This window comes from Sphaerimonospora mesophila (assembly GCF_001417795.1).
Taxonomy (GTDB): Bacteria; Actinomycetota; Actinomycetes; order Streptosporangiales; family Streptosporangiaceae; genus Sphaerimonospora; species Sphaerimonospora mesophila.
Genome location: NZ_BCBX01000035.1, coordinates 97,076 through 110,926, shown reverse-complemented (window position 1 = coordinate 110,926; position 13,851 = coordinate 97,076). Strand labels below are relative to the sequence as shown.

The 13,851-nt window shown below is 69.8% G+C and carries 12 protein-coding genes; 10 read left to right on the top strand and 2 right to left on the bottom strand.

The genetic code is table 11. The features are described from left to right. Positions 1-23: 23 nt before the first annotated feature. The gene (locus tag AP234_RS14550) at positions 24-2,831 is read right to left on the bottom strand and encodes a LuxR C-terminal-related transcriptional regulator (RefSeq protein WP_083502111.1); all 2,808 of its coding nucleotides are present in this window, start codon (positions 2,829-2,831) and stop codon (positions 24-26) included. 245 nt (positions 2,832-3,076) lie between these two features. On the opposite strand from AP234_RS14550, the gene AP234_RS14545 reads away from it, so the two are divergent. From AP234_RS14545 to AP234_RS14510, 8 genes are all read left to right on the top strand, one after another. Beyond that, positions 3,077-3,433 (top strand): VOC family protein, encoded by a 357-nt coding sequence (locus AP234_RS14545; protein WP_055480193.1) that lies wholly within the window; start codon positions 3,077-3,079, stop codon positions 3,431-3,433. A gap of 90 nt (positions 3,434-3,523) precedes the next feature. Continuing rightward, the gene (locus AP234_RS14540) at positions 3,524-3,976 is read left to right on the top strand and encodes an iron chaperone (protein WP_055480192.1); all 453 of its coding nucleotides are present in this window, start codon (positions 3,524-3,526) and stop codon (positions 3,974-3,976) included. A gap of 157 nt (positions 3,977-4,133) precedes the next feature. Continuing rightward, positions 4,134-4,757, top strand: a complete 624-nt coding sequence (locus tag AP234_RS14535) for an HAD family hydrolase (RefSeq protein WP_055480191.1) — start codon at positions 4,134-4,136, stop codon at positions 4,755-4,757. Between the two features lie 287 nt (positions 4,758-5,044). Beyond that, a complete protein-coding gene (gene fabG / locus AP234_RS14530; RefSeq protein ID WP_055480190.1) occupies positions 5,045-5,806 on the top strand; it encodes a 3-oxoacyl-ACP reductase FabG in 762 nt (253 codons plus the stop codon). Between the two features lie 22 nt (positions 5,807-5,828). After that, positions 5,829-6,281 (top strand): MaoC family dehydratase, encoded by a 453-nt coding sequence (locus tag AP234_RS14525; protein WP_055480189.1) that lies wholly within the window; start codon positions 5,829-5,831, stop codon positions 6,279-6,281. A 219-nt stretch (positions 6,282-6,500) separates the two neighbouring features. Further along, positions 6,501-7,307, top strand: a complete 807-nt coding sequence (locus tag AP234_RS14520) for an enoyl-CoA hydratase-related protein (protein ID WP_055480188.1) — start codon at positions 6,501-6,503, stop codon at positions 7,305-7,307. Then, positions 7,307-8,941: an AMP-binding protein gene (locus AP234_RS14515; RefSeq protein WP_055480187.1), complete on the top strand. Its 1,635-nt coding sequence runs from the start codon at positions 7,307-7,309 to the stop codon at positions 8,939-8,941. Before AP234_RS14520 ends, AP234_RS14515 begins: the two co-directional genes overlap by 1 nt. Next, positions 8,934-9,599: a DUF6308 family protein gene (locus AP234_RS14510; protein WP_055480186.1), complete on the top strand. Its 666-nt coding sequence runs from the start codon at positions 8,934-8,936 to the stop codon at positions 9,597-9,599. Before AP234_RS14515 ends, AP234_RS14510 begins: the two co-directional genes overlap by 8 nt. Here AP234_RS14510 and AP234_RS14505 read toward each other — a convergent pair. Beyond that, complete coding sequence (locus AP234_RS14505; protein ID WP_152990414.1) at positions 9,596-11,149, bottom strand: helix-turn-helix domain-containing protein; 1,554 nt, start codon at positions 11,147-11,149, stop codon at positions 9,596-9,598. The two genes, AP234_RS14510 and AP234_RS14505, sit on opposite strands and share 4 nt — an antisense overlap. A 458-nt stretch (positions 11,150-11,607) precedes the next feature. Here AP234_RS14505 and AP234_RS14500 point away from each other — a divergent pair, with 458 nt between their 5' ends. Continuing rightward, positions 11,608-12,690: an ABC transporter substrate-binding protein gene (locus AP234_RS14500; protein ID WP_200926520.1), complete on the top strand. Its 1,083-nt coding sequence runs from the start codon at positions 11,608-11,610 to the stop codon at positions 12,688-12,690. Between the two features lie 23 nt (positions 12,691-12,713). Further along, on the top strand, positions 12,714-13,781 hold the full coding sequence (locus AP234_RS14495; RefSeq protein ID WP_055480183.1) for an ABC transporter ATP-binding protein: 1,068 nt from the start codon (positions 12,714-12,716) through the stop codon (positions 13,779-13,781). Positions 13,782-13,851: the final 70 nt, after the last annotated feature.

Here is a 13,851-nt window from a genome sequence, read left to right as displayed (position 1 = left end):
GTCTGATCACTGCTCGGCGGCCGTCACTCCGGGGGCATCCTCGGCGCCGGGGCCATCGGGGCGAAGCCGAGATCGGCCAGCGCGGCCGCGCCGCGGGCGGCGTGGTCGCCGCCGGCGAGCACCAGGGTCCGCATCGACTGATAGCGGCAGCCGGCGGCGTCGAACGCGTCCACCGTGGCGAGCAGCCGCTCCCGGTCGTCGTCGAGCAGCGCCCGGGCCCGCTCCACAAGGGCGGCGGCGACCGGGTTGCCGGCCACGACGGTCCGCGCCTCGGCCAGTCGGTCGCGAGCGCCGGGACTTCCGGCGAGCACGGCGGCCTCGGCGCGCAGCGCCACATACCAGTGAAGCCAGATCCAGGTGACCCACTGCCACACCTCGCCGGGCTCGGGCGCCATCCGCCGCAGCGCCTGCGGGGCCTGACCATGGTGGAGCAGCAGCATCCCGTCGAAGACCGCCCCGTAGCCGTACGTGTTGGCCGGCGAGGGGCCGAGCCGATTGAGCACAGCGCGCCATTCGCGCAGGGCGTCCTGGTCGTCGCGCAGGCCGTGGATCGTCGCCACCGCCGCCGCCGGCGGACCGAGGACGGATTTGGCCGGGCCGTCGGCCCGCTGCCAGGCGTCGAGGAACCGGACGCTGCCGGTGAGCACCTCGTCGAGGTCGCCCGCGAGCGTGTCGGCCACAAGGAGCCAGCCCACGGCACGGTGGCCGACCTCCGCCAGCAGCGGGTGATCCGCGAGCTGCCGTGCCCATCGGCGGGCACCGGGCAGATCCCCCGCGCCGAGGCCGGCCTCTGCGGCCTCGCCGAGTGCCTCGATCAGCTCGTGGGTGCCGGCCGGGGTGGTCGGCGTCGACGAGAGCAGCGTGACCCGGCGCCGGGCCGTGTCCGCGGCGGCGAACGTGTCACCGGCCCAGCTCCGGACGCCGGTGAGCGTGTCCAGCGCGGCGGACTCGGCGAGCGGATCACCCGTGCGGTGGGCGAGCTCGACCGCTCGTTCGGCGCGCGCGATCGTCACCGGCATCGCTTGGTCGTCCGGGCCCTGTGCGGCGCCGAACGCCTCGGTGAGCGCCTGCCCGGCCTCGGCCAGCGCCACCGCCGCCTGGGCGGCCGGGTCGTCGCCCGCCAGCTCCCGCGCCTGGGCGATGAGCGCGGTCGCCTCGCGCTGCGGCAGTTTCCGTACGAACTTGCTGGAGAACCGATAGGCGTTGGCGGCGGCGGTCGCCAGGTCACAGGCGGCGCCGGCGGTGTCGCCGGCCCTGCGGGCGGCGTCGGCGGCCGCGCGGTGCAGGCGGTCCATGTCGTCGCCGCGCATCCGGCAGCCCGCCACGGCCGCGGCCTGCCGGAGCATCGACGCGGCGGCGGCCGGGTCGTCGGCGAGTGCGGCCGCCTGCTCATAGCGCCCCTGGGACTCGCTGATCAGGTTACGGGTGAAGGTCAGTTCGGCCAGGCAGCGGGCGAGGCGGTATGCGTCCGTGCGCTGCTCCGGCCGTTCGGCCGCCCACGCCAGGGCCGCGCGGAGGTCGTCCGCCACCGCGTCGAACCGGGCCCGCCAGTCAGCCCGTGCCACCGCCAGTTCGGCGGCCCTGGCCAGGCACCAGCGAACGTGGCGCGATCGCGTGTCGATCAGCTCACCGGCCTCGGCCAGCCGCTCCATCCCGTACTGGCGGATGGTCTCCAGCGCCCGATACTCCGTACCTCGCGGGGACGCCGTCACCACCAGCAGGCTCTGCTCGGACAGCCGGGCCAGGCCGTCGGCGACCAGGCCTTCCTCCGACCCGGCCACCTCCGCAGCGGCTGCGGCGGTGAACGGCGCCACGAACACCGACACCCGGCGCAGCAGCGCCCGGTCGGCGGGCTCCAGCAGGGCATGGCTCCAGTCCAGCGCCCCCCGCACCGAGCGGTGCCGTTCATCGGCACGGGAGCCGCCGGTGAGCATCCGCAGCGGGTGGGACAGTGCGGCGGTGATGCCGTCGAGCCCGAGCGTGGGGCAGCGGGCGGCGGCCAGCTCGATGGCCAGTGCCATTCCATCCAGCCGCGCACAGATCGCGGCGATCTGGTCGCGCAGCGGAGGGTCGAGCGGACGGCCGACCGCGGCCGCTCGCTCCATGAACAACGCGACCGCGTCCGACTCGCCGTCGACGGCCAGTGACAGCGGCGGGACCGGATAAACCCGTTCGAACGGCACCATCAGCCGTGCCCGGCTGGTCGCCAGCACCGTCACTCGAGGGCACGTCGCCAGCAGTCGCTCGACGAACAGCGCCACCCCGTCCACCACGTGCTCGCAGTTGTCCAGCACCAGCAACGCGTGACGGTCGGCCAGCGCGGCGGCCACGGACTCGGTCATGTCGCGGCCGGGCTGCTCACCGAGACCGAGCGCCCCGGCGACCGTGGTCGCGATCAGCACCGGATCGGTGACCGGGACGAGGTCGACGAACCACACTCCGTCGGCGTACTCGCCGGCCGCTTTCGCGGCCACCGCCAACGCGAGCCGGGTCTTGCCCACGCCACCGGGACCGACCGCGGTCACCTGGCGGTGCGCTTTGATCATCTCGGTCAGCTCGGCCCGCTCGTCGGCCCGGCCGATGAACGAGGTCAGCGGGGTCGGCAGCACCGGTGCCGGGTGAGACGGGCCGGCGTCGGCCGGCTCGGGCGCACGCCGGGCGAGTGCCCGCCGGTCCGGCACCTCCAGCTTGCGCAGCAGTGAAGAGACGTGGCTCTCCACCGTACGCACCGAGATGCACAGCCGCGCCGCGATCTCGGCGTTGCTGAGGTGCGCGCCGATCAGCTCCAGCACCTCGGCCTCGCGAGGTGAGATGTCCACCGTTAGTGCCACTTGCCCAGTTTGCCGTTGTCCGCTTCCGTCTCCTACCCGCAGTGGCCACCGTACGTGATCCGTGCCGCCGATCCATGCCGCCGATCCATGCCGCCGATCCGTGGCGCCGATCCGTGGCGCCGGTTCGTACCGTCGTTCCGTGGGTGATTCCGTGGTCACCACGGATGCCGGTCGGCCCGGCCGCGAGAGAGGCTGTGACCACGCACGACAGCGGGTCGATGCGAACCACGACGACAGGAGTGACCATGAGCGGCTCTTCCACCCAGGGCATCAAGACCGTGCTCCATCCCGTGTCCGATCTGGCGAAGGCCAAGGCGGTGTACGCGGCCCTGCTCGGTATCGCACCACAGGCCGATTCGTCCTACTATGTCGGCTTCGATGCCGAGGGTCAGCACATCGGGCTGGTGCCGGGCGGCGGACCGCAGGGGATGACCTCGCCGGTGGCCTACTGGCACGTATCGGACATCGAGGCGAAGCTGGCCGAGTTGACCGCCGCGGGGGCGGTCGTGCGGGAGGCCGCGCACGAGGTCGGCGGCGGCCGCCTGGTGGCCACCGTCACCGACCCCGACGGCAACGTCCTCGGGCTGATCCAGGACCGGTGAGCGTGAAGCGACGGCGCGGCCGAGCAGAGGCCGCGCCGTCGCTTCACGCGAGATTTCGAATTTCAAGATCCTCAAAGAGGGAAACGTGCCATGAGCAGCACCGAAAGCGGCAAGTACGACGGATTCACGGCCGCGGAGCGGGCCGCGATGAAGGAGCACGCCCAGGAGCGGAAGAAGGCGGCGAGCCGCAGCGCACATGCGGACAAGGCGGCGCAGGAACTGCAGGACGTGCTCGCGCAGATCGCCGAGATGGAGGACTCCGACCGGATCCTCGCCGAGCGCGTCCACGAGATCATCACCACCGGCGCCCCGGCCCTCGCACCGAGGCTCTGGTACGGCATGCCCGCCTACGCGCTGGACGACGAGATCGTCTGTCACTTCCAGGGTGCGGCGAAGTTCAAGACGCGTTACTCGACGATCGGGTTCAGCGACCAGGCGAAGCTGGACGACGGCCCGATGTGGGCGGTCGGGTTCGCCCTGACCGAGATCACGGCCGAGGTGGAGGCGCGGATCAGCGCGCTGGTGAAGCAGGCGGTGAGCTGAGGCGCGCACGCACTGCCACCTCACGGCGAGGCGGTGGCGGAGCCGTACGGCCCCCGTGCTCGACGGCGTACGGCGTGGCTGGTTGGATGAGGCTCTCGCGATCGAACATGGAGATCGTCCGTGCCGCGAGCGGCTGCGGAGCTGACCGGGAGGACCTGTGCGACTGCCCTTCGACGCGGTGCTGTGCGACTTCGACGGAGTGATCCGCTTCTACGACACGGCCGGGGTGACCGAACTGGAGCGCGGCTTCGGCGTCGAACCGGGCACGACGGCGCGGGCCGCCTTCGCGCCGGGTGTGGACGGCCCCGCGCTGGTGGGCGAGATCACCGTGGCGCAGTGGGTGGACTCGATCGTCGCCGTGCTCGTCGACCGGATCCCGGAGGAGCAGGCGCGGAAGCTGGGCGAGGCGTTCACCGGTGTGCCGTTCCGCGTGGATCAGGACGTCCTCGACCTGTTGCGGCAGGCGCAGACGTACGTCCCGGTGGTGCTGGTGTCGAACGCGACGCTCAAGCTGGAAGAGGACCTGGACGCGCTCGGGCTGACCCACTTCTTCGACGAGGTGGTCAGCAGCGCCCGGGTCGGTGTGGTCAAGCCGGATCGGCGGATCTACGAGATCGCGGCAGAACGGGCGGGGGCAGAGCCCCGCCGGTGCCTGTTCGTCGACGACCGGGCGGAGAACGTCGAGGCGGCGGCCGGTCTCGGCATGACGGGCGTGCTCTATCGAGAGGTTTCGGATCTACACGCCGCGCTGGCCCCGTTGCTCGGCCGGCCGACGGCGTGAAGCGTTCCGTCGTCGTCCGCTCACCCGGCGCGGCTCCCCAGGAGATGGGACGACGACGACCCACGCCCAGCGCCACGTGCTCTTCGACCCGGTGATAATCTCCGGCGAGGTCGCCCGCGCGATCAGCCGGGGCCGATCCTCGGGCTGTCGCGGTCACCGCTTCGGCCCTCCCCCCACTGGGGTTTCTCGTCGCCGACACCGACTCCGACCTTGCGCCCCATGGGCCGGGCCACTCACGTGGTCGACCATCGGGACCTCCCCTGAGAAGAGAGAATCAAGGAGACGACATGAGCAACAGCAACGGCCGTACCGCGATCGTCACCGGGGCTGCACGCGGAATCGGCGCCGCCATCGCCAAACGACTGGCCGCGGACGGCTTCGCCGTGGCGGTGCTCGATCTCGACGAGGCATCGGGTAAGCCGGTGGCCGACGCGATCGAGTCCGCCGGTGGCCGCGCGTTGTCGGTCGGCGTGGACGTCTCCGACGCGGCCGGCGTCGAGGCCGCGGTGACCCGGGTCGCCGCGGAGCTCGGCGGTCCCACGGTGCTCGTGAACAACGCCGGCATCACCCGCGACAACCTGCTCTTCAAGATGACCGACGAGGACTGGGACTCCGTGATGAACGTCCATCTGCGCGGGACGTTCCTCATGAGCCGGGCCGTGCAGCGCCACATGACCGAGCGCAAGTGGGGTCGCATCGTCAACCTCTCCAGCACCTCCGCGCTCGGCAACCGCGGTCAGGCCAACTACTCCGCGGCCAAGGCCGGCATCCAGGGCTTCACCAAGACCCTGGCCATCGAGCTCGGCAAGTTCGGCGTCACCGTGAACGCGATCGCGCCGGGCTTCATCGAGACCGAGATGACCGCGGCGACCGCCGCGCGGATCGGCGTCACCTTCGAGGAGTTCAAGGCCATGGCCGCCGCGCAGATCCCGGTCGCCCGCGTCGGGAAGCCGGAGGACATCGCCCACACGGTGTCGTTCCTGGTCAGCGAAGGGGCCTCGTTCGTCTCCGGCCAGGTCATCTACGTCGCCGGCGGCCCCCGCGCCTGAGCGCGACAGGAGGGGAGGGGTCGTGAAGGTCTTCCAGGGCATCGAGGAGTTCGAGCAGGCGGTCGGCGGCCATCTCGGGTACAGCGACTGGCACACCGTCACCCAGCAGCAGATCGACCTGTTCGCCGAGGCGACGGGTGACCATCAGTGGATCCATGTCGATCAGGAGAAGGCGGCGCAGGGCCCGTTCGGCACCACCATCGCGCACGGATATCTGACGCTGTCACTTGTGCCGAAGCTGGTCGGGCAGGTCTACCGCGTCGAGGGTCTGAAGATGGGGATCAACTACGGCTGCAACAGGGTGCGGTTTCCCTCTCCGGTGCCGGTCGGTTCCCGGGTACGTGCCGGCGTCGAGCTGGTGTCGCTGACCCGCGGCTCGAACGGTGTGCAGGCCGTCGCCCGCGTCACCGTCGAGCGCGAGGGGTGGGACAAGCCGGCCTGCGTGGCCGAGACGGTCACCGTGCTGATCCCATGAAACGAGGGTCTGATCCCATGAAACGAGGGGCTCCCGAGGCTCGGGGAGCCGCTCGGCCGTGACCCGTTACCGGCCCTGACGGGTCCCTCCCACCGCATCCACGATCGGGTCCCGATGGACAAAGGGAGTGCCGGGACCGTTCGCTCTCGACAAGTGTCCGATGACACGGCGGGCGACCGGCCAGTACTTCTTGGAACCGAGCTCAGGATGAGGAGCGGGATGAAGAGTCGTCAGAACAGCGAGCCCGAATCGACGATCGACTACGTGGCCGAGGCCGGAGTGGCGCGGATCGCCCTCAACCGCCCGGCCAGGCTGAACGCCGTCGTTCCACAGCTTGTGCGCGAACTGCTGGACGCGATCGAACAGGCGCATCGCGACGGCGTACGGGTCATCGTGCTCAGCGGGCGGGGCCGCGCGTTTTGCTCGGGTTACGACCTGAAGCACGAGGTGGTCGGAAGCCCTTCGGCGGACGAGCGCGTCGAACGATTGGCGCGAATCCAGGCGTTGACCACCACCCTGCGGGGTTCGCCGTGCTGCGTCATCGCCCAGGTGCACGGGTACGCGTTGGGCGCGGGGGCGGAACTCGCCCTCGCCGCCGACTTCGTCGTGGCGGCGGAAGACGCGGTTTTCGGGTTTCCCGAAGTCGAAGCCGGTCTGAGCGTGACCGGAGGCGTCTCAGCCGTTCTCCCCCGGCTCGTCGGGCCGGCACGTGCTCGGCGACTGATGATCCTGGGCGAACGGATCGACGGGAAACAGGCGTACGACCTGGGTCTGGTCAGCCATGTCTCCACCGCCGGCGAGCTGCCCGCGGTCGTGGACGCGCTGGCCGACACGGTCCTCAGCCGTCCGCGGCGGGCCGTCGAGGGCGCCAAGCTGCTCCTCGAGCAGGGTACGTGGGCGGACCTGGCGGACGCCCTCGACGCCGAGGTGCGCTCCGCCCTCCGTGCCCAGGACTCCGGAGAGGCGCGGGAAGCACAGGAGAGATTCGCCGCGGGCCGCGGCCTTCGAATGGCTGGAGACGCGTGATGGCGGGGAACCGCGACGACGACGCCGCAAGGGTGCAGGATCTGGCCACGCTCGTACGACGGGCGGCGAGGCTGTGGCCGGAGCGGCGCGCACTGCGCTTCGACCAACATGACCTCGACTATACGTTCGCCGAGATCGACGGGCTGACGGACCGCTACGCCGCCGTCCTGCACGCCCTCGGGATCGGGTACGGCGACCGCATCGCGCTGGTCTTCGACAACCGTCCGGACTACCCGCTGCTGTGGTTGGGCGCGGCCAAGATCGGTGCGGCGGTCGTCCCGGTGAACCCGAGGTACTCGGTCAGGGAACTGTCCCGGCTCCTGGACCACGCGGATCCCGCCCTCGTCGTCACCTGCGCCGACTACCTCGATCTCGTCCTCGAATCGTCGAATGGAGGCCGCCGGGTCGCCGTCACCGCTGCTGCGGACCGGCCGGGGGCGATCGTGCTGGACGACGTGGACGTCGCCCCCGGCGTCGCGCCGGGCGGGGCCGCCTATCCCGAGACCCTGGCCAACATCCAGTACACGTCCGGCACGACCGGGCATCCCAAGGGATGCATGCTGTCGCATGGCTACTGGACGACGATGGTGCGCAAGTACGCGGACGGCTTCCCCCATCTCGGCCCCGACGACGTGCTGCTCACGGCCCAGCCGTTCTACTATCTGGACCCGCAGTGGAGCCTTGCCGCCTGCCTCCTGGTGGGATCGTCACTCGTCGTCCTGGACCGCTTCCACCCCACGACATTCTGGGAAAAGGTGCGCACATACCGCGTGACGTACCTCTATTGCATCGGCATGATGCCCACCCTCCTGCTCCGGCAGCCGGAGAGGCCCACGGACCGTGTCCACTCGCTCCGCGCCGTCGCCTGCTCGGGCATCCCCAGGGATCTGCACGCCGCGCTGGAGGAGCGGTTCGGGGTCCCCTGGTACGAGGGCTTCGGCATGACCGAGACCGGCGGCGACCTTCGGGTCCTCCCCGACGACCATGACGAGCTCGTCGGCACCGGCTGCGTCGGCCGCCCCAACCCCCACCGGGAGGCCCGCATCGTCGACGAGCAGGGCGCCCCCGTGCCCCGCGGCGCGACGGGTGAGCTGATCCTGCGCGGAGCCGGCATGATGGACGGCTACTACAAGGACGAGGCGGCCACTCGCGCCGTCTTCCGCTCCGGGTGGTTCCACACCGGCGACCTGGCCAGGATGGACGGACTCGGCCGGGTCTACATCACCGGCAGGCTGAAGGACATGGCACGCCGAAGCGGGGAGAACATCGCGCTGAACGAGGTTGAGGCGGTCCTGTGCTCGTCCGCCTCCGTCGGCCAGGCCGCCTGCGTTCCGGTCCCCGACGACGTGCGGGGCGAGGAGGTCCACGCGTTCCTCGTCCTCGACGGGGCCGCACCGGAAGCGGCGACCCTGGCCGAGATCGTGGCACACGCGAACGCGAACCTGGCGCCGTTCAAGGTCCCGAGATACTGGAGCTTCCTCGACCGGCTCCCCCTGACCCCGTCCCAGCGGGTCGCCAAGGAGAAGCTGCGCGCCATGGCGGTCGCCGCGTTCGACCGCACCACGGGTGAGCACGTCCGTCTCGGGCCGCCCTCGGCCGTACCCGACCTCGTCGCCGAGCGCGCCGATGGCTGAGCCGCAGCTGAAGATCGCCGGGCATTCGATAGGGGTCTCGGATGCCTGGGTGCTCCTCCAGCTCCCACCTGATCTGGAGTTCATCGGGTTCGACTACGCCGGCGACCTCGGCAACGACCCGCCGGGCGGGAGCGACACGGTGGAGCTGCCCGACTTCGGCCGCCTGCTGCTGCTGGGGATCCCCCTGGACACCGACCACGTACGCTCGTGCCTGATGGCGGCCGAGCATGCCCCGTGGTCGGCCGTCCCGCTGGAGGCACGCCTGGCCGACACGCCTTATGGCGGAGCGGGCACGCCGTACGCCCATGCGACCGCGTTGTACCGGCACTTCCGCTACCGCTACCGGCTCGGGGTCACGATCGCCTCGGCGATCCTGCACCTGAAGCGCCCCGCTCTCGTGCCGCTGCTCAACAACGAGATCCTCGCCTTCTACAGCGAGCGGGCCGTGGATCTCGCCGCCTCGAGCGACAGCGAGTCCCCGCTGTACTGGGAGGTGTTCCGGCGCGACCTCATCGACAGCGCGCCCGGTGTCGCCGCACTGAGGCGGAAGCTCGGCTCGGCGGACGACGCGGTCTCGCATGCGCTGTCGCGGCTGAGCGATGTGCGGCTCTTCGGTGTCGTGGTGAACGGCCTGGCGGCGAGCGCGACGTCCAGCTAGAGGGTGGATCGCAGGATGGCGTGCATCTGCAGCGCGATCCCGAAGCTCAGCATCCATTCCGGGCTGCGCGGATCCTTCCCGGTCAGCTGGGCCACGCGATCCAGCCGATAGGAGAGCGTGTGCCGGTGGATGCACAGCTTCTCCGCGGTGGGTCCGGGACGGCAACCCGTATCGAAGAACGCGGTCAGCGTGCTGACGAGGTCCGTGTTGTTGGCGGCGTCATGGCTGATCAGCTCGCCGAGCAGGTTGTCGGCGAACGGCTTCATCACGTTCTGCGGATCGAGACCGGCGAGCAGCCCCGGCAGGCCGAGCGAGGTGACGTCGTGGATCCGGCCGGCCGTCGATCCTGAATATTGGCTGGCGGCCGCCGATTCGCGGATCGCCAATGCGAGGCTCTCCGCGTCGGTCTTGGGCCGGCTGCGACCTATCGTGATCGCCTTCCACCCACGGGCCTGGCAGGCCTGGAGGAAATCCTCGGGAACCGTGCTGTCGACCGGCTGGACCAGGCAGAAGATCTTTCCCCACAGGCTGCCGACGATTGGTCTCGTGCTCGCCGCCGCGACGTCCTCGAGCAGTGTGAACGCCCGAGCCTCGGGGGTGCTGCGGTCGAGCCGCACCGCGAGAACCCGGTAGCCCTCGGCGGGCTCGAGCCCCAGCCCGCGTAGCGTCAACGCCAGCTCGCCGTGGTTCATCGATCCGTCGACCGCGGCCCGCAGGAGCTGCCCGACGGTGGAGCGCTGGGCATCGCGCCGGGACTTCTCCCGCGCGAAGCGGAGCAGTACGGCGGAGCGGGCACGCTCGACGAGGACGAGCTCCGCGGCGGTCAGCCGACGGGGGCCGACGTACACGATGGCGCCTTCCGCCTGATCATGAAGACCCACGCCGACCATCACGGCGAACCGGCCGTCGCCCAGCTCGATCTGCGTCGTGTCGATGGGGGGCGGGGTCTTCAGCGCGATCTCGAGCTCGGCGGGCACCTCCAGGCTGCGCCGGCCACGATGACTCCACGAAGACACGACGATGCCGGTGTAGTCGACGAACATCGCGTCGAACCCGGACACCTGACGGGCCGTCAGTTTCAGGATCGTTTCGAGATCGGCGCCCGCCATGACCGCGGCGACGAGCGAGTCGTGCAGTTTCAGGACTCGCGTCAGGCTCGTACGCCGAAGGGTCTCCACGAGCCGCCGCAGGTCCTGCGTGAAGGCTTCGGCGTCGACGCGACGGGGACAACAGGCCAGGGAGAGCCCGGAGGTTCCGATGCCGGCCGCCAGTGCCGAGGTCGCCTCACCCGCGTCCGCGCCGACCACCACGAGTGTCCCGGCGGCGTGGGGCGGCAGCTCACGGACCCTCGCGAGGGCGGCCGGGACGGCGGCGGCGTTCACGACCAGGACGTCTCCGCGTCCGTGGAAATCCGACGGCTCCGCCGTCACGGCCTCCACCGGCAGCATCGCGTCGGCCGTTTCGCGGACGAACGTGGTCGGGTGTTCGAGCGCACCCAGCGCGACGGCCGCGGACACGTCGAACACGCTGGGCATCCTGGCATGCGTCAACGTGTCTCCTCGGTGCCGTGCCTCCGGCGGGAACCCTTCATCACCGGGGTCCGTACGATCCTGTGTTTCCCTGGCGTCGACGGCGTTTCTGCGGGCTCTGCCGCGGCGGCTGCCACCGACCGGCTGGTACCCGTACTTTAGCGTTCTTGTCCAAAGGGCCACGAAGGGGGACAGAACGCTCGCCAGGACCAACGGCTATCCTGACACCACCGGCGTCGAACCCGAAAGCTCCGGGCGCACCGGCGATCCCATCGCCCCTTGGCCACTTGGCCATGTACGCGCCGTTGAGACTGTCCATCCGTCGGCTGACGTGATTCCTGTCACGTGTGACTCTCTTACGACCGATCCATCGCGGTGATGCCAGTCGCCACCGCGATGGATCGTGACAAGCCAGACGAGCCGGTGATCGATGGGCGAGCGACCGGCTGCCGCACTCACCCAAGAGCGGGAGATCGACCGTGACGAAAAGAATGTCCAGGAGAGCCGTCCTGCCACTTCTGCTGGCTCCGGCGGTGGCGCTTTCCGCGTGCTCGACCGGCACCACATCGGATGAGGCGAACGGCGGCGAGACGACCATTCGCCTGATGGCGTACGCGACCGGCGGATTCAAGGAGAAGTACATAAAGGCGGTCATCGAGCCGTTCGAGCAGGCGAACCCGGGCATCAAGGTGGAGTACGACGGCGTCGTCTCGTCAGCGGAGATGCTCGGCCGGCTGCGCACGCAGAAGAGCAACCCGACGGTCGACGTTTCGATCATGGACCTGTCGGTCGCGGAAAGCGCCAACAAGGAAGGCATCTTCGCGCCGCTGGACCCCGCGAAGGTCCCCAACATGAAGGACCTCAGCGAGCAGGCGAAGGTCCGCGACAATTTCGGCCCGGGTGTCACGTTCGACAACCTGACGCTCGCCTACAACACCAAGGCCGTGTCCACTCCGCCGACGTCGTGGAACGACCTGTGGGATCCCGCGTACAAGGGGAAGATCTCGATCAGTGCTCCACCCCAGCTGGACGGGATCGGCCTGACGGTCATCCTGAACAAGATGCTGGGCGGAGACTACACGGCCTCCATCGAGCCGGCGATCAAGCGTCTCCGCGAGCTCGCGCCGTCCGTCCAGACGTGGAACCCCCAGCCCGACACCTACACGCTCGTCAAGTCGGGTCAGGTCGAGCTGGCCCTGGCATGGAACGCGCGCAGCCAACTGCAGCATGACCAGTCCAACGGTGCACTGGGCGTCGTCCTGCCGAAGGAAGGCAGCATCATGCAGGTCAACACCATCAACCTCGTCAAGGGCGGCAAGCAGGCGGACGCCGCGCAGAAGTTCATCGACCACGCGCTGAGCCCCGACGCGCAGGCCGCGTTCTCCGCTGAGATGTTCTACGCGCCGACCAACATGCTGACCAAGGTCAACGACGAGGTCGCCCAGCGGACCGTCATGACACCGGAGAAGCTCAAGACCATGATCGCGGTCGACTGGAACTGGCTCGCCGAGCACAGGGCCGAGTGGACCGACGTCTGGCGCAAGGACGTCATCTCGAATTAGTTCAGGGCCGCGAGGAGTCCAGCGTGGAAGACGCGTATCTCGTTCTCAACAAATTAACTAAAACATATCCGAACCAGCCCAGGCCGGCCGTGCACGAGGTCGAAATCGATGTCGCGCGTGGCGAGTTCATCTCCCTGCTCGGACCGTCGGGTTGCGGCAAGACGACGACGCTGCGAATGATCGCGGGTTTGATCACCCCCACGTCAGGCCGCATCAGCGTCGACGGGACCGACATCACCAGCCGTCCGGTCCACAAGCGTGACATGGGCCTGGTGTTCCAGTCCTACGCGTTGTTTCCACACATGTCGGTGGGGCAGAACGTGGAGTTCGGGCTAGAGATGCGGCGCATCGCCAGAGGCGAACGTCGCCGTCGGGTCGCCGAAGCCCTCGACATGGTTCATCTGAGTCACCTCGCGAACCGCCGGGTGAGCCAACTCTCCGGTGGGCAGGCGCAGCGCATCGCGCTGGCACGGGCGTTGGTGATCGAGCCGACCGTGCTGCTCCTCGACGAGCCACTGAGCAATCTCGACGCGAAGCTGCGTGAGGAGCTTCGCGTCGAGATCCGGCGGATCCAGCAGGAGATCGGAATCACCACGGTGTTCGTCACCCACGACCAGGACGAGGCGCTGGCCATGTCGGATCGGCTCGTGGTGATGTCCGAGGGGCGCGTCGAGCAGGTGGGCGAGCCCTGGGCCATCTACGAGACGCCGAAGAACCGGTTCGTCGCCGACTTCATCGGGCGGACCAACATGTTCGACGGACAGGTGGTCGGCCGCGACGACGGCGTGCTGCGGGTGGAGATCGCCGGGGTCGGGACCCTGTCCGTACGCGCGCCGGAGGCCGACCTGGCGACCGCCACCGTGATGGTCCGGCCGCACCGGGTGCGGATCGAGCCCGCTCAGCAGATGGCGAACGAACTGAAGGGGCGGGTCGTCCAGTCGAGCTATCTCGGCGACGTCGAGTCCGTCGTGATCGATGTGAACGGCACCCGCGTCCTGGCGGAGCGGGCGCACAGTGGTCGACCACTGGCGGCCGGCGCGACGGTCGGTCTCGGATGGGGTGACGCGGATGCGTACGTCATCCCCCAGTAGGTCGTCACCCGCCGGAGGATCCCCCGAAGGACCCCCCAGGAGATCCCGTGGGGGTGTCCCCAGCGGCGAA